This is a genomic window from Microbacterium proteolyticum (assembly GCF_030818075.1).
Taxonomy (GTDB): domain Bacteria; phylum Actinomycetota; class Actinomycetes; order Actinomycetales; family Microbacteriaceae; genus Microbacterium; species Microbacterium proteolyticum_A.
This window is the reverse complement of record NZ_JAUSZZ010000001.1, coordinates 1,499,116-1,514,631: the sequence shown is the minus strand read 5'-3', so window position 1 is coordinate 1,514,631 and position 15,516 is coordinate 1,499,116. Positions and strand designations below refer to the sequence as shown.

Here is a 15,516-nt window from a genome sequence, read left to right as displayed (position 1 = left end):
GTCAGATTGCCTCTCCGGTCCAGGACGCCCCGGTCGGGGAGTCGATCCAGCGTTGGGTGGTCGGCAGGATGATCCAGGCCGACGCGGGGGTGTCGATGGTGCGGGTGGTGATGGTCATGCGGTCGGTGTCGAGGTCGTACTCGACGCGCGAGGCTTGCCCGGTCTGAGTGGGTGCGCCGTTCAGGATGATCGTGGTGTCCTGCTCGGCTTGCGCGCGCCAGTCAGCGACGGCGACGGCGGAGACCTCGCGCCCACGGCCTTGAGCGCGGCGCACCATGTACTGCGAGAATCCGGGCCCGGGGTACGGGGTGCGTTTCTCGAAGAGACGGACACGCGAGTACCCGGCTGGTGCGTAGATGTCGTCGGCGGTGCGCTCTTGGCCTTGCGGGTCGCGCCAGATGTAGCGGGTCACGGCGGCGTCGTACCAGGAGTCGTCGGACCGGCTGATCTTGTCGGTTCCGTCGATGAGGTTGACGGCATGGCGGATGGTCATACTGCCGGGAGCAACGTAGCCCTCGGCGCGGACGGACCACTGGCGCTGTTCGTTGCAGACGATGCGTCGTCCGAACCGCTGCGCGAGCGGGAGGAGGAAGTCCAGCGCCGGTTGCCCCGCTTTCCACGTGAGGGCGTCGGGAGTTGCTGCGTCCTGGAGCGCGACGCGACGGCTCGCGGAGGCATCCGACTGCGAGCCCCAGGAGTAGGCGTACGTCGCGGTGTCGGCGGTTGCGCCGTCGAAGTAGCCGGTGTCGTAGGGGTTGCCGGTGTCGCGGGACAGTCGCCACGCGGTGACATCGAAGCCTTTCGTGTCCGCGAGCGTGCCTACGGCGATCACGCGAGGTCGGAGCCGTGCCGTGGTGGACGGGGTGCGGAACGAGATCGAGCGGCGTTGCCACTGCCCGGTGCCGGCCACGTCCACGCCCGGCGCGAATCCGATGATGTTGCCCGCGTCGTCGTAGATCACGGCGTCGATACGCAAGGGGATGCCCGCGGCGGAGCGGGTGTCCACAGACAGGACGTAGTTCGTCTCGCCGGAGGCTGAGGTCTGCGTCTCGGTGATGTAGTGGTTGCCGCCCGTGACAGCACCCACCGCCTGGATGAAGGCGTAGCCGGGGGCGTATGAGGGCCCTCCCGAGCTGTACTGCGAGATGGTGAGGTTGCCGGTCGTTTGCTCGGTCTGCCAATCCCAGTTGCCGACGTAGCGCGGGTTTCGAATCAGGTTCTCGGAATCGACCAGGGCGGGCACCGCGACGTCCGAGAATGCCGGGAAGGACGCGCCGGGGATCGCCTTGCCGAGCACGTAGTTGAGGATGCTGCGCAGGCTGTTCTGCATCGTGAGCGGGGTGGTGTCGTCGGCCGCGGTGGCGTAGTCGATCAGCAGTGCCTCATCGGATGCCAGCGACAGCGAGACGGTGCCCGCGGCGTGGTCCACGTCGCGATCGCGGAGCGTGAGGTTGAACGTCCGGGACTGCGTTCCGGACTCAAGCGTCGCGTTCACGCTGATCTGCACGCGCGGCGGAGGCGACATGCGAGGGTCGAGCGCGGTGAGGGTCGCATCGACCGGCATCGCGAGGAGCAAGGTGGCCTCGACGTGCGGGGCACGCTTGTCATCCAGGGAGACCGTCCCGCCGCGGATCGACAGCGCTCGGTTGGTGGAGCCGAGCAGGACGGCGCTGTAGACGTGCGTGGAGACGCTCACGCGACCTCCTCGAATCGCACCGACACGGGCCAGCGACCGTTGCCCGCGACCTCGCGGGTGACGCCGCGGACGATGCACCGCATGTTCAAGGTGGTCTGCTCGGTGTGCGAGAGGGTCCACACCACCGCGGTCGCGAGCGCGGCGCGCGCGCTTTCGCTCGCGGCCTCGGTGCGGAAGTCGAGCACGAAAGACCCGGTGCGGAGGGACGCGGGACGGAGCGTCACGTCAGCCGCGGCGCGCCCCAAGATGGGGTGCATGATGGTGCCCCCGTCCTGATCTGACGAGTACTCGGAGAGGGTGGTCGGCATGATCTTGGTCGAGCCGCTGATGAGCTGCGCGGGCATTAGCCGACCTCCCGCCGCTGCACGATGACCTCGCCTGTCTTGGACGGCACACGCCAGTCGCTCCAGGCGGACTTATCGACGGTCGTGGTGACGGTGCCGGTCTTGCGCGGCGGGGTCCAGTTGTCCACTTCGGAGGTGTCGAGCTTGACCCGGATCGTCATCTGACGCTCCTTGGTCAAGGTGGCAATCTTCGCCTCGGACACCGACGTGTCCACCTTCGTGGTGACCTCCACGTCGGCCTCCGGGTTGAAGGCGTCCTCGAACGACACTGTTGCCTCAGACCCCGCCTCTCCGGCCCCGCCGTCGCCCAGTGCAGCGCGGATGCGCGCCTTGCCGTCGTCACCGGCGGCGGCGTAGGAGGCGGCGATCGAGGCGCGCGCGCCTTCCGGCAGCGATAGCAGGTTTTCCCACTCAGCCGGCGAGAGCTGCATGGTGGCGATGTTGTCGCGGTAGGAGTCGGCCGCGGCGCGAGTCTCCTCGACGTAGGTCAGCCACCGGTCGGTGTCGAACGCGGCGCCGTCGGCGGTGGCTTTATCCACGGCAGCGGCACGCATCGAGTCGTACGCGCCGAGCTGCGATTGCAGAACGGAATCGGTGGCGGCCTGGATGCGGTCGCGGGCCTCCTCCTCTGCCGTCGCGCGCTGTTCGGCGGCCTCCTCCTGTTTCTGTGCGGCGGCGATCGCGGAGTCGCCCACGGCCGCCTGGATGCGCTCGGCCTGCTCCTGCGTCTTGATAACCTGCTCAAGCTCAGTGCGGTACCCGGTGAGTGATTGATACTGCTCGTCCCACACCGGGGTCCAGTCCGACATACGATCCAGCTCGCCGTTGACGGCATCGAGCATCCTGCGGGTGGCGTCGAGGTCGTTCCCGGCGAGGGCGTCGATTGCCTTGGCGAGCGGCTGGCCGACAGCCTTCGCGCTGGCCTCCGTGTCGTCCAGGACGGACCCGAAGTCGGCCCACTGGTCGATCATCGACTGGAGGGTGCCGTTGGCCTTCGTCTCTTGGGAGAGGGTCTGGAATAGCTTCTCGACGTGGCTCTGTAGCGGCAGCTCGCCGCCGTTCTCGTACATCTCGGAGGCGAGGTCGGCGGCGGCCTCGCGCGCCTCGTTCAGCTTCTCTTGGGCAGCCTGCGCCTGCGCGAGGGCCGTTCCGAGGACGGCGGCGAGGGCGATACCCGCTGCTGCACCGATGGGGCCGAAGCCTGAGAGGGCGTTGGCCAGGGTCTCTTGCACAAAGTCGGCGGCGTCCTCGAACCCGCCACCGAAGGATGCCGCGGCCTCTCGGCCGGATGACGCGGCCTCCTCCTTCGCTTCGCTCAGTCCGGATTTGACCTTGGAGGTGGTCTCCTCGGACTCGTTCTTGATCTTGCGGTAGCTGTCGCGGAACGCGCGTTCGATGTCGGCGGCGGCGTCCTTGGTCTCGTCCTTGAGTCGTTTCGTGGCGCGCTGCGCGCCGTCGAGGTCGCGGTCGATGTCTTTGCCGACGTTGGTGTCCCCGAGGCCCTTGAGCGCCTTCTCGGCGTCCTCAAGCGGCTTGACGACGCCGCTCTTGATGCCCTTCTCGAACGCGCCCGTTTCGGACGCGACTGCAATCTCATGTACACGTGCCATGTCAGGCTTTCTCCTCTGCCTCGTGCAGCGAACGGCGCGCGGTCTGAATCCACAGAGACGCGAAACGCGGGATCGCATCTTGCGCCGCGGGATGCACTACCCACCCACCGCGACGGCGAGCGGGCACAGCGGCCCCCATGGACCGCTGGAAGGTCTTCCCCTTGCGGTTAGTGACATCGACCTTCTTGCCTTGCGGGAATCCCCACTCCGCCACGGTCGATACCCACACGACGGGCGTGCCGGAGGAGAGCTTGCCGACCGAGCCGGAGCGAAGGAACACATTGCGTGCCGTCACTCCGACTCGGGCGCTGGACACCAATGCCCGCTGCTGGAAGCGGGTGGCCGCGCGCTCGCGCAGCTCCTGGTTCCAGATCGGGAGCGCGTGCTTGCGCGTCTCGCTCGCGATGTGCTTGCGTACGTCTGCGGGGACCTCCCGCATCGCGAACGCCAGATCGCGGAGGGGAGAGTCCACCAGCAGGCTGATGGACCCGACCACGGGTTACGCCGCGGCCCAGACGGGCTTGCCGACGACGGGCAGGCTGATCGGCGATTCGGCCACGGCGTTGGTGGGTCCACCGATCTGCACGGGCTTGAGCACCACGGTGATGGTGAAGACGCCCTGGACGCCGGGGAGCTTGTACTTGATGGTGGCCTGCGCGCCCTCGTTCGCGGCCCACGCCTTGGCGAGGCCGGTGGCGGTCCAGTCCTGATACATGCTCGCGGTGAAGACGTACGTGGTGGTGCCGGTGAACGGGACGCTGTTGCCCGCGGCATCCACGACCGACACCTCGACGGTGGTGGGGACGATCGCGGGGTCGCGGAATGCGGACGTGTACGTGTCAGCGCCGATGTCGAGGCTGCACTGCTGAAGGAAGGTCTTGTTGACGACGACGGCCATTACGGCTCCTCTGTGGTTTCGGTGGTGGGCAAAGGTTCGGGGGTGGTGGACACGAGCAGGGAGACAGGGATGCGCCAGCCCAGCTCCCCACTCGGGAGGCGGAGCTTCTGAGCGGTCGGTCCCCAGAACAGGTCTTCGCTGCGCTCCAGAGCGTGGACCATCTCCAGCGCCACCTGATCCGCGGCGTCCTCAGCGGCGGGCGCGGCTGTCTCCGGGACGACGACGACGACATCGAAGTTGGCGGCGATGTGACCGGCGACGAGGGTTCGCCCGCCCATTTCGTTGGCGACCTCGGTGAACTCGAAGTAGACGCACGTGACGAGTTGCTCGGTGCTGGTGGAGAGGTGGTCGATGATCTTCCACTCCTCCGGCAGGAGCGGGGCGAGCTGCTTGCGGAGGGTGGTGCGGAGGGTGGGGAGGTCAGAGAACATCGGGCTTGCCGTCCTCGGGGCGGATGATGCCGCGGATGGTCTTGTCCATGGGCCGCGGGGTGAACGAGTAGGAGCCGTCTCCGAAATCGCCGTCGCTGGTGACGCGACCGGCGTTGAAGAGGTTGCGGGCCTGCATGAGCTGGGCGAGCGCGTACCGGGCGGGGTAGATCGGGAAACCGGTGAGCGGGTCGATACGCGGCGCAGGGGCGTAGTCGAGCACCTGTTCGCGGGCGGTGTCGAGGAGCTGCGCGAGAACGTCGAGGTTCTCGATCGGCGCGTCCTTCCACGCGGCGCGCACGCGCGTGCGGGCGTCCGGGGTGTCGGTGGTGTACCAGGACGACAGGCCGGGAGGGTCAGCGATGGGGACGAGGACGTATCCCCCGTCTTCAGGTTGGATGATGCTCACGCTTAGCCTTCCGCGATGTAGCAGACGCCGGCCATGTGGATGGTGGAGCCCGCCGACCATGAGCCGGTGAAGTTGAAGACGAACGTGCTCGGGACGATGCGCCCGGTGATCACGGAGTCGTTGATGTTCACGAGGTTCATGCGCATGCCGTAGCGAGGACGCACCCCTTCTGGGATGACGCCGAGCCGCGTTCCACCAGCAACGGAGGCTCCGGAGTTGTTGGTGATCTGGCCGAACCAGACCACGAGGTTGCTACCCGCAAACTTGCGCGCGGTGAAGCTCGATCCGTCGTCCATGACGACGGCGACATCGGTGTAGGCAGCGCCGCCGCCTGTACCGGCATCCCCGGTGGGGCCCTTGTCACCGGTGGGCCCTTTGTCGCCCACGGGCCCCTGGTCGCCCACGGGCCCCTTGTCGCCCGTCGCGCCCTTCGCGCCAGCGTCACCAGTCGGACCCTTGTCGCCCGTCGCGCCCTTCGCGCCAGCGTCACCGGTCGGACCCTTGTCGCCCGTCGCGCCCTTCGCGCCCTGATCGCCCACGGGCCCCTTGTCGCCCATGGGCCCCTTGTCGCCCACGGGCCCCTTGTCGCCCACGGGCCCCTGGTCGCCCGTCGCGCCCTTCGCGCCGGGATCGCCGGTCGGACCCTTGTCACCCGTGGGACCCTTGTCGCCGGTCGGGCCCTTGTCGCCAGGGACGCCCGGCCCGTCGCCCCCGGATGAGGCGGCGACGGGCACGAGCACGAGGCGTTCACGCGCGTTGCTCTTCTCCAGGTCGATGCCGAGGATGGTCATGGCGCGTTCACCTCTTCTCTGTGGGGGGTGGGGCTTACGCGGCGGGGGTGCCGACGAATGCGAAGGACTCGGGGCGGACGCCGAAGGTCTCGAGGTAGCCGACCGTGGCCTTGTCCACACCGCCGCGGGCGATGTCGAGCGCATCGAGCTGAATGGGGGTCTCGCCCAGCTCCTTGAACTCGATGCCGCCCTTGGCTCCCGCGATGGTCTGCGGGTCGGTGGCCTTGGTGCCGGGGAAGTAGGCCTGGGGAGCCTTCTTGACGACGACCTTGGTCTGGCCGCCCGCGGTGACACTGGCCTCGCCGGTGCCGACGCCCACCGACAGCTCGATGAACTCCGGGAGGAGGTCCTTCGGGGTGTAGATGAGCTGGTCCCAGGAGGTCGGGTTGACGATCGCGAAGCTCGGCGTGTCGTCGGCGTCGGTGACGGCCTCGATCGCCTGGATGAGCTGCACCACGGCGGGGTAGTACTGCGCGTTGGCGGGGGTGTTCGCGGGCAGAGCCTTCGGGGCGATGCGGCGAGAGAGCGCGGCACCGTCGCCAGCGGAGGCGATCTTGAACAGGTCGCTCAGCGCGGCGCGGTCGGTGACGCGGGCGTAGCTGTCGATGACGAGCTTGATCAGCTCAGCGATGACATCGGCACCGCCCTCCAGATCGAACCACTCCCGAGCGATGTCGGCAGCCCAGCCGTAGCGGCGGAGCGATCCGTTGCGCTTGCCGGTGGTCGCGCCCTTGGACGGGAGCTCGGTCTTGTTACCCGCCCACTCACCGACGAGCTCGCCGTCCGTGTTCATGACGTAGCCGGAGCGTCCGCCGAGCTGGATGCCGCCGTAGGTGTGCGTGCCGAGGTCGATGAACTTGCGCTGGTAGCGACGGCCCTGCCAGAGCTTGCCGACCCACGCGGGCTGGAGGATGCCGGAACCGGGCGTGGTGAGGCCGCCCGCGGCCTCGACCTTGATGTCGGCCAGCGCGCCGAGGAAGGTCAGCGCGTCGCCCGCGGCGTACGGGTCGTTGGTCTTCAGCGCATGGATGGACGCGAAGATGACGCCGAGGTCAATCTCGTCGGGGGCCATGGCGGTCTTGGTTCCGCGGGGCGCGGAGGCGAGCAGCGTCGCCGGGATCGGGATGAGCGTGGGGGTTTCGGCGGCGGTCAACGTCGTCTCCTTGTCTTCGGGGTCGGTCTCGGTCTCTTCGTCCTCGTCGGCGTCGGAAACCCTGGTAGTCTGGGTGGTCGTGGTGGTGGTCTCCTCGCGCTTCCACTTCACGCCGTCAGCGTCGGTGAACGACGTGACGTAGCGGCTTTCGCGCGAGGCGTTGGGGTCCTCCCATTCGGAGGAGGCCGGGGTGTCTTCGGCGGCGAGGAGGGTGGCACCCTCGAACGCCGGCCGTTCGACCTGCGCTCCGGCGAACAGGACACCACCGGGCAGGGCCTTGCCGCCGCGGATGCGGACGTTCGCGACTTCGGCGGAGAGGTGCTTGCGGGTCCCGTCCTTGCCCGCCTGGTACGCCTCGCGACCGCGCGGGGTGTCGGCGTACTTGAACGCGGCGAACACGCCTTCCGGCTGCTCCCACACCTTCGTGATGCCGCCCGCGACGTGCTCGCGACGGTGCTCGATGTTGAGCGACATGCCCGTGACGTCGGTGGGAATCTCGACGTCCCCGGGGCCGAAGGTGAACATGCCGAGGTTGGACCGGCACTGCACCCCGAACGGGATGAGGAGGCCGGTGGCGGTCATGTCTGCGTCGGAGAATTCGAGCGTGCCCGCGTCGATGATGACGGGTTCCATGGTCAGTCCTCGCTTGTCTGGGGTGTGGTGGGCATGGGGGCGGTGAGGTAGCGGGAGGCGTCCACGCGGATGGACTCGCCCGAGGGGCACACGTCATCCAGCGAGAGGCGGTCCTCGATCGCGGAGGCGTACTTGTCCAGGCCGAAGTCCCACAGCTCGTTCCGGTCGGCACCGTTGTTGACGCCGGAGTACTTGATGTCGGTCCCGCCGCCCTGGCGCGAGCCCTCCAGGAGCGATGCCGGGATGCCCGCGTGGTTGGCAATGTCGAGGCGCACACCGTTGCGGGCCGACTCGAACAGGTCGGTCTGGATCGCGCCGGAGTAGTTCGGCTTGGCGTACTCGGGGCGGAGCGAGACCGCGCCGTTCTCGGCCTTGCGGTTGGCGATGTACTTCTTGCGGAAGGTCTCGCGCTCCTCTGGCCCCCACGCGGCCCAGTACTCCTTGGACAGCTCAATGTCGGTGGCGGGGATCGGGTTGTCCACCCGGTCGCGGTAGGCGGCCTCGATGCTGCGCGCGGCGATGAGCGATTCGCGGGCGTCGGTGAGCATGCCGTTGGAGCCGTAGCCGAGCGGGATCGCGACGACAAGATCGCGGTACCGCGCGGGCACCTTGTCCTCGTCGGCGGTGACGGTGCCGTCCTCGTTCACGGCCCACATGCCGAGCGGAATGTGCAGGGCGTCCGCGGGCTTGCCGGGACCGTCCATGGCAAAGCCGACCGCGGCCCACCCGCCGATGAACAGGTCGGAGGCGACACCCCACCGAAGCTGTCGCGGGCCGCTCGCGGTGCGCGAGTTGACCAGCCAACCGGGCTGGGTGGTGACCTCAGCGTCACCGGCGTACTGCCGCCACGGGGTGCGGGCGAGGACGGAGCAGTGGATATCGTGCGCTCGCTTCACCGCGGGGATGCGAAGCGCCGTGTCACGCGTGACGGTCTTGGGAGTCTCGTGCTCGGGGTAGAGGTCGTTGGCGATGACCTCGACCAGGTTGTCCTGCGGAGAGAACGGGGTCACGAGCGGCAGTGCCGCCCGTGACCCATACGTCTTTTCGATGTTCCGCCCGAAGATTCCCACGTTTCAAACCATGCGGACGTTTAGTCACATCTCACTAACGCCTCCTTGGCGCGTGCGCGGCGAACGTCACGCGCGTGTCGTTGGCGGCGGTCGTCGCCGTGTTCGCGCTCCTCGTGGGCGCATGCGCTGTTCCACGCATCCTCCTTGTGGAATCGGAACGCACGCCACCAGGGGTGTTCCTCGCACGCGACGACGATGCCGACCGGTGAGCAGTCGAGCTGAATGGGGCTGGGGTTTGCCATGGTGGTTCTCCTCAGAACGAGTCGTCAGGGGATGCGATCGGGATGGTGTCTTCGAGCCAGTGGAGGGCGAGAGCTGCGGCCTCCAGGGGTGTCACGTCGAAGTCGGGATCGTCCTTGGGTGCTCCGAATCGCCATGTGCCGTAGTTGCCGAACGCCTGACGAGTGGCGCGGGACGCTGCGGCGTTGAGCTGATCGTGACCGAAGATGACCACCGATCCGTTTTCGAGGCCCTTCATGAGGGCGACGGCGGAGCGGGGGATGTCGTTCGTGATGCTGGCGCGGAGGATGGGCGAGGGCTGCGCGAGTGAGATTTCCTTCTCCACGATGTCTTCGGTATAGCCGCGCTTGTCGTACCCGAGCACCAGGCCCGAGCGCTTGCGAAGCCGCTCGATGACCTCGCGCGCGAGACCGTGCGTGCCTTGCTGCCAGTGCCAAAGGGCGATCGCCCGACGCTGCGGCCGCTCGCGCACGCCGTCCAGCTCGAACGCTTCGCCCACGAGGTCGGTTGGCTCCTCGTAGTTCCACGCGATCGCGAGCGACGCGGCGTGCCCGAGGTGGTGCACCTTCAACGCGACGGAGCACCGGGCGGGCAGCTCGGCGGGGAACGGCTCGCTGGTGGGCTTCCACAGGGCGGGCGGGATCATGGCGTCGGCGGCACCCTCGAAGCCGAATTGTCCGCCGTACTCGATCAGGAAGTCGTCGAGGCTCACCGTGTCGAAAGAGCGTTTCACGGCGTTCACGGGCGTGGTGTAGCCGACGCCGGGGTGCGTGAGTTCGATCCATTCGCGCATGCGGCCACCGGTCGCCCCGGTCAGCGGGTGCGGCACGTCGGGTTCCCAGGATGCGAGCTGTTCGCGGTCGGTGGTCTCGGGGATGCCGTGCCAGAGCACGTTGGCGTCGGGGTTGTGCAGTGCGCGCCAGAGAAGGTTTCCGGTTCGCCACTTCGCACCGGTCCCGGCGAGCACGAACTGTGCACCGACCTTCGTGTCCATGGTCGGGATGACGGCGCGCTCGACATCGGAACCCTGATCGAGGTCGGCCTCCGCGGCCTCGTCACCGAACGCCATGTCGAAGCCGCCGGATCGGAAACCCTCACCGTTGGGGGTGTAGACGTTGAGGAAGCTCCCGGTATCGCGGAACTCCAGGTGCTCGGTGCCCTTGCCGACGTTGATCTTGATGGGGCTGGTGCGCTCGTCGGGGTAGACGCGACGGAGGTGCGCCACGATGTCTTTGCGGAACCGCTCCCCCGCCTTCGCCCCCGTGGTGAACATGGTCCAGCCCACCTGATAGTCCTCGCGGTGGTAGCACCGGCCGAGCATGACGGCCTGCACGGCGGTGGTCTTCGTCGATCGGCGGGACTCGTCAATCGCGTTCATGAAAGCGCCGGCCGCGAGAAGGTCGGCCACCATGAGCTGCATCGGGGACGGCCCCATGCCGCCGTCCCCGGCCCGCTCGCGGTGGTCGAGGCGGAGTAGGCGTGCACCCTCGATGAACTCGCCGCGGGCTTGCGCGGTGGTCACGAGCTGCGGTGCGCTGATGGCGTGGTGTCCGTCGAGGCGGGATCGCCAATCGAGCCAATTGGCCTCTGACCACAGGTCGGTGAGCAGGGGGGGAGCCCCGGTGATCAGGGTCGTCATGGTGCGGGTCGGGCCTTTCAGGTCAGGGGGAGGAATGCGAGTTGGAGCCGTAGGCGGGGGTTGCTACGTCGACACAAAAAAGGCGGTCGGCGACCTCGACGGCGGTGCCTTCGAGGTCCACCGCGAAGCAGAGGCGGACGATGATCACGGTCACCATGGGGCGAGTCCCGTCTTGGTCGAGGTGGATCGGAGGTCGCGGCGGGGCTCGCGGCCCGGTCGAGGCTGGCGATCGGAGCGCCGAGCGTTGGTGATTGCCGCGCCGCGACGCCCGCCCTCGCTTCGGTTGTGTCGGCGGCACTCGGGCGCGAGGTTGTCGCGGGTCGGTGGCTCGTCCGGGTTGATGTGACCCACGTCGAAGGGCTGGCCGGGTTCGAGCACGTCGCCGCCGCGCCAGCATCGGACCTCGTTGCCGAAGCGCCAGTCATGCCGGACCTGTGCGCGCACGAGGCGGGCGTTGGCGAGGTACAGCGGGTCGGTGTGCTTGCCGCTCATGCCTGCACCTCCGGCCATGTCTCGAAGGTCTCCATCGCGATGTTGCGAATGTGTCCGTTGCTGGTGTCTCGGACGACGGCGACGAGGTAGCGGCCGGGGCTGGTGAAGGAGCGGATGAGTTCCCACGTTCGATCGCTCGGCGAGACGCGGACGGGGCCGGTCATGCTCGCCACCAGCCCTTGGCCACGACGATGATGGACAGCGCGACGCCGACGATGAGGCCCGGGAACAGTGGGATGGTGTCAGGAGCGAGCATCTTCGATCACCCCCGCGAGGTGCGCGCCGTACAGGGCGATGATGCGTCGACCGCCGCCCACGAACGCCCACGCCTCATCGAGGTACTCGTTGCCGTCCTCGACCAGGCGAGTGCGTACGCCGTCGAGGCGGGTGAGAGTTCCGGTGAGGTTGTCAGCGGTGGACGGGTCCACGCGGCAAGCGAACGGCTCAAGCATCCGGCCGGTCTCGATCAGGTCGTTCAGCGCGCGAAGGGCGGCGATGGTTGCGACGGGCGATGTCATGATTCGGGCTCCTCGGTGGTGGGTCGTGTCACGTCGTTTCCGTGCCAGACGTGGCGTCCGTCGTCGCGTACCGTGCAGCCGCTGCACCATCCGCTGATCGGGTCGAAGGTGTGAACGTGTGCGCTCATTGGTCTTCCTCGACCTCTTGCGCGGTTACCAAGGTGAGTTCCCTAGAAGAGTCTTGGTAAGTAGGTTCTTGGACGGTTCTTAGTGCGACAGCAGATGTCACCCCTGGATGCCGTTTCTTGTCACCCCTGGATCGGTTAGGGGTGACACGGTTGTCACCCCTGGATTCGAGGGTGACGAGCGCCGTCGTGAGCACGTCGTAAACGGTGGGCCGATAGCGGGAGTCGAGGTGTTGCACGTAGCGCTGATCGCCCTCGCGGATGAGGCCCGCCGCGGTCAGGTCGCGAATGGCACGCTGGACGGTTCGGTCTGAACATCCGAGCTGTTCGGCCATGGTCGAGACGTGCGGGTAGGCCCCGTAGCCGAGTGAGTCGGCGCGGTCAGCGAGGCAGAGGAGGACTCGGAAAGGCGTACCGTTGCACACGTCGAGCTTGAGCGCGGCGCACCAGATGTACGCTTCGAGGCTCATCGAGCACGACCGGATGTCTTGATTCCTTGCACGAGTTCGAAGTTATGACCTTGCGCGCGCGACACGCGGCATTGGATTGATTGCGGCGTGTCGTGATTCTTAACCTCTGAGCCGATACACTCACGGGCATGACGATGCTGAACGACACCACCCTGACGCTGGGTCAGCGGTTCCGCGTGGCCCGGATCGCAGCCAACCTGAAGCAGAGTGAGCTAGCCGCCACGATCGGCGTCGCTCGCGCCACCCTTAGCCTGTGGGAGAACGGCGAGACGGAGCCGACCGCCTCGAAGCTGTTCGCACTCGCTCGCGCGACCGGTCAGCCGCTCGACTGGTTCGCGGAGACTACGGATCAGAAGGTTAGGGGTTCGAGTCCCTTCGGGCGCACACTGTGTTGAGACAGTGACAAGCCCCGGCCGTGAGGAAACTCCGGCCGGGGCTTTTTCCGTCCCTGGGCAGGACGGACCGGGCGACCGCGACGCCGAAGCAAATCAGGCGACCGCGACGCCGAAGCCGATCTGGCGACCGCGACGCCGACGCCGATCAGGCGACCGCGACGCCGACGCCGACGCCGACCAGGCGACCGCGACGCCGAAATCGATCAGGCGACCACTTCGCCCGGGCCCCTCAGCCCGAGGCGGACGCCTCGCCGCGGTGGACGGCATCCATCTCCGACGACTGCAGGTGCAGGATCGCGAGCGCCTCGCGGAGCGAGCCGAGCGGCGCCTCGATGTCGTCGTAGTGATGAACGAAACCGTTCGCGTCGCGCGCGCTCACCGACACCACGGCATAGCCGTGACGCGGCACCCGCGCCTTCCGTCCGAATCGTCGCTCCGCCATGGCATCCACCTTCCGCTCGCGGCCGAGAGTACCGCGCCCCGCACGTGACGGCGGGTCAGCGCGCGGTCGACTTCTTCTTCTTCGCGGCCTTGCCGTCGCCGTCCGCCGGCGGGTCGGGCGAGTCCGCTCCGAGCTCCGCGGCCGCTGACCGCTCCTTCGCCCGGCGTTTCGCCTGCGAGGCGAGCCGTGCCAGGTCGACCATCCGCAGGGCGTCCATGCGCGCCTTGCGCATCTGGGCGTACTCGGGATCGGCATCCGCGGTCATGCCCTCGACGTCGAGACGCTTGCTGAGGTTGGCCTCGACGTCGCCCCAGGCGGCCATCCGCGCGTCGGTGACGAGCTCGGCCAGCCGCTCCGGATCGGCGGCGAACGCGCGCAGCTCCTTGGCCACCCCGCGCGACTGCTTGGCACGGCGACGGAGGTTGCGGGTGTCGCGATCGCGGTAGTCGTGGGTGCCGGACGAGTCCGAGAATCGACCCCACGCCCGCTTGCGCTGGTGGGTGACCCGCGCGGCGGCCTGGTCCTGCTCGTCGGCCAGCGCCGTCAGGGTCTCTCGCGCGAAGTCGGCGAAGACGTCGCCGTCGAACTGCCCCCCGCGGGCAATCGTCTCGACGAGGATGCGGTTGCGCACAGCGAGGCGAGCCGCGGCCGTCGCGATCGACAGTCCCTCGGCGATGGCATCATTCGTACGCCCCAACGCGACCTCCCGCTCCAGGCTATCGTCCGCGGGGGACACGACCGTCAGCTGAGGGCGGAGACCACCGCGGCGATGCGTCGCGCGCGCGTGTCGGCGGCCTTGGCGGATTCGACACCGGTGACATGCGCCTTCCGGGCGCTCGGCGACAGCGCCTCGAAGGCAGCGCGGGCACCCGCCTCCTCGAGAGCCGCAGCGAGATCGGCGGGCACCTCGACGGTGCGCGGCGCCGTGTCGAGCGTGAGGCCGACGACGATGGCGTCACCTCCGGCCAGGCCCGTGGCGGCGCGCTTGTCGGAGGAGAAGGGGATGAGGAAACGACCGCCCATCACCCCGATCGTGCTGCGGTAGACGTAACCGTTGACGTCGACCACGACGGCGGCGCGCTTGCCGCCTCCGAGCTCCTCGACGACCTCGGGCGGCACCTCGATTCCGGTGCTGTTGCCCGTCTGAGAGAGACTCGTGTGGAACTCCATGCCGCACAGTGTGGCAGAGCGGGCGCTGGGGCACCTCGGCGGGGATCACGGCGGAGCAGCCGGGCAATCCCCTCCGGGGCAGGCTCCGAAGAGGGAGGAGCGGCGAAGCGGGCGGCGTGGATCGCCCCGCGGGAACCGCACCGACGACGAAGGCGATGATGACGACCGGACCCGTACGACTCGAGATCTCCGACGGCATCGCCCGGGTGACCCTGAACCGCCCCGACGCCGCCAATGCCATCAGCCTCGACCTCGCCCGCTCGCTGGGCGCAGCGGTCGGAACCATCGCGCGTGCCGATGTACGCGTGGTGGTCGTCCAGGGGGCGGGGGGCAGCTTCAGCGCCGGCGGTGACGTCGGCGAGATGGCCGCGGCCGACGACCTGAGCGGCTTCGTGCTCGAGCTGGCGACGACGTTCCACGGAGCGCTCGCCGACCTCGCCGAACTGGACGCCGTCATCATCGCGGCCGTCGACGGTGTCGCCGCGGGCGGCGGGCTGGGCCTGGCGCTCTGCGCCGACGTCGTCCTCGCCTCCGACCGCGCCCTCTTCCTCACCGCCTACGAGGCCATCGGCCTGAGCCCCGACAGCGGAGCGTCGTATCTGCTACCCCGGGTCATCGGAGCCTCCCGCGCCCGCGCCATGAGCGCGGTCGGTCTGCGAGTGGATGCCGCGTCAGCCCGCGACATCGGTCTGGCACACGCGGTCGTGCCCTCGGCCGAGCTGCCCGACGCCGTCCGGGCGATGGCGGCGAAGCTCGCCGCGCGCCCCCAGGGGCACATGTCCGCCTCTCGCGCCCTGTTCCGCGGGGCGGACCCCGGCGAATTCCGACGCCACCTCGAGGCGGAGGCCCGGGCGATCAGCGTCGCCGCCGCGTCGCCCGAGGCGGCCCGTCTCATCCGTGAGCACGCCGTCAGGGCTCAGCGCAGCGCGGCCGCCGCGCGGCGGCGGGCGGAGCGCGGCGTGGCCGCCTGACTCACCCGCCCGGGTAGGTGAA

General features: G+C 68.6%; 22 protein-coding genes. 2 read left to right on the top strand and 20 right to left on the bottom strand.

Going from position 1 to position 15,516, the window contains the following annotated elements:
- Position 1: 1 nt before the first annotated feature.
- From QE392_RS06930 to QE392_RS06850, 17 genes are all read right to left on the bottom strand, one after another.
- Positions 2–1,696, bottom strand: a complete 1,695-nt coding sequence (locus QE392_RS06930; protein WP_307449941.1) for a hypothetical protein — start codon at positions 1,694–1,696, stop codon at positions 2–4.
- Complete coding sequence (locus tag QE392_RS06925) at positions 1,693–2,040, bottom strand: hypothetical protein (RefSeq protein ID WP_307449938.1); 348 nt, start codon at positions 2,038–2,040, stop codon at positions 1,693–1,695. The genes QE392_RS06930 and QE392_RS06925 overlap by 4 nt, the downstream gene beginning before the upstream one ends.
- Positions 2,040–3,650 (bottom strand): hypothetical protein, encoded by a 1,611-nt coding sequence (locus QE392_RS06920; RefSeq protein ID WP_307449934.1) that lies wholly within the window; start codon positions 3,648–3,650, stop codon positions 2,040–2,042. Before QE392_RS06920 ends, QE392_RS06925 begins: the two co-directional genes overlap by 1 nt.
- 1 nt (position 3,651) lies before the next feature.
- Positions 3,652–4,146, bottom strand: coding sequence for a hypothetical protein (locus QE392_RS06915; RefSeq protein WP_307449931.1), 495 nt, complete (start codon positions 4,144–4,146; stop codon positions 3,652–3,654).
- 3 nt (positions 4,147–4,149) lie between these two features.
- Positions 4,150–4,548 (bottom strand): hypothetical protein, encoded by a 399-nt coding sequence (locus QE392_RS06910; protein WP_307449928.1) that lies wholly within the window; start codon positions 4,546–4,548, stop codon positions 4,150–4,152.
- Complete coding sequence (locus QE392_RS06905; protein WP_307449924.1) at positions 4,548–4,979, bottom strand: hypothetical protein; 432 nt, start codon at positions 4,977–4,979, stop codon at positions 4,548–4,550. The genes QE392_RS06910 and QE392_RS06905 overlap by 1 nt, the downstream gene beginning before the upstream one ends.
- Positions 4,969–5,385, bottom strand: a complete 417-nt coding sequence (locus QE392_RS06900; RefSeq protein WP_307449921.1) for a hypothetical protein — start codon at positions 5,383–5,385, stop codon at positions 4,969–4,971. Before QE392_RS06900 ends, QE392_RS06905 begins: the two co-directional genes overlap by 11 nt.
- Positions 5,386–5,387: 2 nt before the next feature.
- A complete protein-coding gene (locus QE392_RS06895; protein ID WP_307449917.1) occupies positions 5,388–6,176 on the bottom strand; it encodes a hypothetical protein in 789 nt (262 codons plus the stop codon).
- Between the two features lie 34 nt (positions 6,177–6,210).
- Positions 6,211–7,962, bottom strand: a complete 1,752-nt coding sequence (locus QE392_RS06890) for a hypothetical protein (RefSeq protein WP_307449913.1) — start codon at positions 7,960–7,962, stop codon at positions 6,211–6,213.
- A gap of 2 nt (positions 7,963–7,964) precedes the next feature.
- Complete coding sequence (locus QE392_RS06885; RefSeq protein ID WP_307449910.1) at positions 7,965–8,972, bottom strand: hypothetical protein; 1,008 nt, start codon at positions 8,970–8,972, stop codon at positions 7,965–7,967.
- Positions 8,973–9,052: 80 nt separating this feature from the next.
- On the bottom strand, positions 9,053–9,274 hold the full coding sequence (locus QE392_RS06880; RefSeq protein ID WP_307449907.1) for a hypothetical protein: 222 nt from the start codon (positions 9,272–9,274) through the stop codon (positions 9,053–9,055).
- Positions 9,275–9,285: 11 nt separating this feature from the next.
- A complete protein-coding gene (locus QE392_RS06875) occupies positions 9,286–10,911 on the bottom strand; it encodes a hypothetical protein (RefSeq protein WP_307449904.1) in 1,626 nt (541 codons plus the stop codon).
- A gap of 22 nt (positions 10,912–10,933) precedes the next feature.
- Positions 10,934–11,068 (bottom strand): hypothetical protein, encoded by a 135-nt coding sequence (locus tag QE392_RS06870; protein WP_307449902.1) that lies wholly within the window; start codon positions 11,066–11,068, stop codon positions 10,934–10,936.
- A complete protein-coding gene (locus QE392_RS06865; protein WP_307449899.1) occupies positions 11,062–11,403 on the bottom strand; it encodes a hypothetical protein in 342 nt (113 codons plus the stop codon). The genes QE392_RS06870 and QE392_RS06865 overlap by 7 nt, the downstream gene beginning before the upstream one ends.
- Positions 11,400–11,567, bottom strand: a complete 168-nt coding sequence (locus QE392_RS06860; RefSeq protein WP_307449896.1) for a hypothetical protein — start codon at positions 11,565–11,567, stop codon at positions 11,400–11,402. The genes QE392_RS06865 and QE392_RS06860 overlap by 4 nt, the downstream gene beginning before the upstream one ends.
- Positions 11,568–11,645: 78 nt before the next feature.
- Entirely contained in the window at positions 11,646–11,921 is a 276-nt protein-coding gene (locus QE392_RS06855; RefSeq protein ID WP_307449893.1) for a hypothetical protein, read from the bottom strand.
- Positions 11,922–12,045: 124 nt separating this feature from the next.
- Positions 12,046–12,516 (bottom strand): helix-turn-helix domain-containing protein, encoded by a 471-nt coding sequence (locus QE392_RS06850; RefSeq protein WP_307449889.1) that lies wholly within the window; start codon positions 12,514–12,516, stop codon positions 12,046–12,048.
- Between the two features lie 128 nt (positions 12,517–12,644).
- Here QE392_RS06850 and QE392_RS06845 point away from each other — a divergent pair, with 128 nt between their 5' ends.
- Positions 12,645–12,911, top strand: coding sequence for a helix-turn-helix domain-containing protein (locus QE392_RS06845; RefSeq protein WP_307449886.1), 267 nt, complete (start codon positions 12,645–12,647; stop codon positions 12,909–12,911).
- Positions 12,912–13,140: 229 nt separating this feature from the next.
- Here the strand turns inward: QE392_RS06845 and QE392_RS06840 are convergent, their stop codons facing one another.
- The 3 genes from QE392_RS06840 to QE392_RS06830 are packed head-to-tail and all read right to left on the bottom strand — an operon-like array spanning position 13,141 to position 14,523.
- Positions 13,141–13,353, bottom strand: coding sequence for a hypothetical protein (locus tag QE392_RS06840; protein WP_307449883.1), 213 nt, complete (start codon positions 13,351–13,353; stop codon positions 13,141–13,143).
- A gap of 55 nt (positions 13,354–13,408) precedes the next feature.
- Positions 13,409–14,050, bottom strand: coding sequence for an asparagine synthase (locus tag QE392_RS06835; protein WP_307449880.1), 642 nt, complete (start codon positions 14,048–14,050; stop codon positions 13,409–13,411).
- Between the two features lie 44 nt (positions 14,051–14,094).
- Positions 14,095–14,523 (bottom strand): YdeI/OmpD-associated family protein, encoded by a 429-nt coding sequence (locus QE392_RS06830; RefSeq protein WP_307449877.1) that lies wholly within the window; start codon positions 14,521–14,523, stop codon positions 14,095–14,097.
- 158 nt (positions 14,524–14,681) lie between these two features.
- Here QE392_RS06830 and QE392_RS06825 point away from each other — a divergent pair, with 158 nt between their 5' ends.
- Positions 14,682–15,494 (top strand): enoyl-CoA hydratase/isomerase family protein, encoded by an 813-nt coding sequence (locus QE392_RS06825; protein WP_307449874.1) that lies wholly within the window; start codon positions 14,682–14,684, stop codon positions 15,492–15,494.
- The last annotated feature ends 22 nt before the right edge of the window (positions 15,495–15,516 follow it).

Bases quoted from the DNA above. Each gene is read 5' to 3' on its own strand.
- QE392_RS06875 (WP_307449904.1), bottom strand. From the start codon at position 10,911: ATGACGACCCTGATCACCGGGGCTCCCCCCCTGCTCACCGACCTGTGG.
- QE392_RS06895 (WP_307449917.1), bottom strand. From the start codon at position 6,176: ATGACCATCCTCGGCATCGACCTGGAGAAGAGCAACGCGCGTGAACGC.
- QE392_RS06905 (WP_307449924.1), bottom strand. From the start codon at position 4,979: ATGTTCTCTGACCTCCCCACCCTCCGCACCACCCTCCGCAAGCAGCTC.
- QE392_RS06860 (WP_307449896.1), bottom strand. From the start codon at position 11,567: ATGACCGGCCCCGTCCGCGTCTCGCCGAGCGATCGAACGTGGGAACTC.
- QE392_RS06910 (WP_307449928.1), bottom strand. From the start codon at position 4,548: ATGGCCGTCGTCGTCAACAAGACCTTCCTTCAGCAGTGCAGCCTCGAC.
- QE392_RS06850 (WP_307449889.1), bottom strand. From the start codon at position 12,516: ATGAGCCTCGAAGCGTACATCTGGTGCGCCGCGCTCAAGCTCGACGTG.
- QE392_RS06865 (WP_307449899.1), bottom strand. From the start codon at position 11,403: ATGAGCGGCAAGCACACCGACCCGCTGTACCTCGCCAACGCCCGCCTC.
- QE392_RS06825 (WP_307449874.1), top strand. From the start codon at position 14,682: ATGACGACCGGACCCGTACGACTCGAGATCTCCGACGGCATCGCCCGG.
- QE392_RS06880 (WP_307449907.1), bottom strand. From the start codon at position 9,274: ATGGCAAACCCCAGCCCCATTCAGCTCGACTGCTCACCGGTCGGCATC.
- QE392_RS06870 (WP_307449902.1), bottom strand. From the start codon at position 11,068: ATGGTGACCGTGATCATCGTCCGCCTCTGCTTCGCGGTGGACCTCGAA.
- QE392_RS06925 (WP_307449938.1), bottom strand. From the start codon at position 2,040: ATGCCCGCGCAGCTCATCAGCGGCTCGACCAAGATCATGCCGACCACC.
- QE392_RS06840 (WP_307449883.1), bottom strand. From the start codon at position 13,353: ATGGCGGAGCGACGATTCGGACGGAAGGCGCGGGTGCCGCGTCACGGC.
- QE392_RS06830 (WP_307449877.1), bottom strand. From the start codon at position 14,523: ATGGAGTTCCACACGAGTCTCTCTCAGACGGGCAACAGCACCGGAATC.
- QE392_RS06845 (WP_307449886.1), top strand. From the start codon at position 12,645: ATGACGATGCTGAACGACACCACCCTGACGCTGGGTCAGCGGTTCCGC.
- QE392_RS06920 (WP_307449934.1), bottom strand. From the start codon at position 3,650: ATGGCACGTGTACATGAGATTGCAGTCGCGTCCGAAACGGGCGCGTTC.
- QE392_RS06890 (WP_307449913.1), bottom strand. From the start codon at position 7,962: ATGGAACCCGTCATCATCGACGCGGGCACGCTCGAATTCTCCGACGCA.
- QE392_RS06855 (WP_307449893.1), bottom strand. From the start codon at position 11,921: ATGACATCGCCCGTCGCAACCATCGCCGCCCTTCGCGCGCTGAACGAC.